The following is a 963-nucleotide window of genomic DNA, read 5'->3' as shown; positions in this document are numbered from 1 at the left end:
CGCCGGCGGCGGCGCCCACCGGGGCCGCGCCGCCCACCTGAAAACGCATGCCCACAAAGTATTCCCGCTCCTTGGGAAACAGGCTTACCGCCAGGCCGGTGACCAGTTCGATGCCGCGCCGGGCGGCATCGATGGCGTCCGCGCTGTCCGCGGCCAGCACGAACCACATATTGAGCCGGTGTTCGCGGCGGTAGTTGTGCGCCACCGCCGGCAGCGCGTTGACGGCGGCGGCCACTTCGTCGAAGCGCGCTTCCGGCACCGCCAGCGCGGCCAGCACGAAGCGGCCGCCCAGGCGTTCTATCTGGTACATCGGCCCAAAGCGGCTGAGCACGCCAGCGTGCAGCAGTTCGCGCAGGCGCCGGATCAGGCTGTCTTCGCTGATGCCCAGGCTGCGCCCGGCCACGGCATAGGGCCGCGCCGCCAGCGGGAAGCCGCCTTGCAGCCGGTCTATCAGCCGCGCGTCCAGCGCTTCCAGCCTGTCTATCGCTTCAGGCGTATCCATAGCAGGCTCCGGTTTGTTTGTAGCGCCGGGTGGAGCGCAGCACCGCCTGCGGCAGCCGTTCCAGCCCGTGCCGGTGGCGGATGTCGGCCAGCACGGCGTCCAGGCTTTGCGCATCGCGGGCGTGGATCATGGTGAACAGCTGGTAGGGCCAGTCCGGCGGCCGCGGCGGCCGTTCATAGCACAGGGTGACCGCCGCTTCCGCCGCCAGCGCCAACGCCACGCGTTCGCGTTCGGTCTCATTGTCGATGCGCCACACCCACATGGCGTTGGCGCGGTAGCCCAGTTCCCGGTGGCGCACCACCATGCCCAGGCGGCGGATGGCGCCCTGGCGCTGCCAACTGGCGATTTGCGCCAGGGTCTGGGCTTCGCTCAGCGCGCATTGCGCGCCCAGCGCTTGATAAGGCCGCTCGGTCAGCGGCAGGCCCGGCGACAGCGCCGCCAGCAGGCGCTGGCGCTGGCCG

Annotated in this window: 2 protein-coding genes; both read right to left on the bottom strand. The window is 70.9% G+C overall.

The genetic code is table 11. The annotated features are described in order from the left end of the window. Window positions 1–502, bottom strand: a 502-nt coding sequence (locus tag LQT98_RS23365; RefSeq protein WP_407928969.1) for an Lrp/AsnC family transcriptional regulator, incomplete at its 3' end; no start/stop codon positions are given. Next, window positions 489–963 (bottom strand): siroheme decarboxylase subunit beta (gene ahbB / locus LQT98_RS23360; protein WP_456237140.1); only part of this gene is annotated, 475 nt, incomplete at its 5' end. The genes ahbB and LQT98_RS23365, both read right to left, overlap by 14 nt.

It is taken from the genome of Chromobacterium aquaticum, assembly GCF_021129195.1.
GTDB lineage: Bacteria > Pseudomonadota > Gammaproteobacteria > Burkholderiales > Chromobacteriaceae > Chromobacterium > Chromobacterium aquaticum.
This window is presented reverse-complemented; position numbering and strand designations above follow the sequence as displayed.